A 218-nucleotide genomic window follows, 5' to 3' on the forward strand; every position below is an offset into this window, starting at 1 on the left:
GCGGCACTAGCTCAGTTGGTAGAGCGCGACCTTGCCAAGGTCGAGGTCACGAGTTCGAGCCTCGTGTGCCGCTCCAATTTCTCACCAAAAGAAATTGGAATAGCGTATAGCTCATAAAATTTATAGTTCATAAAGCGGCACTAGCTCAGTTGCCAGAATGTTGAACGCGACCCGTCGCGCACCAACGGACAAATTACTGACTAACGATAAAGCGGCAC

At 50.0% G+C, this 218-nt stretch carries 1 tRNA gene; it reads left to right on the top strand.

Features of this window, described 5'->3' with window-relative positions:
* Positions 1–76: transfer RNA gene (locus tag AN391_RS20245), tRNA-Gly, on the top strand.
* The last annotated feature ends 142 nt before the right edge of the window (positions 77–218 follow it).

The sequence above is a fragment of the Pseudoalteromonas sp. P1-13-1a genome, from assembly GCF_001401875.1.
Classification (GTDB): domain Bacteria; phylum Pseudomonadota; class Gammaproteobacteria; order Enterobacterales; family Alteromonadaceae; genus Pseudoalteromonas.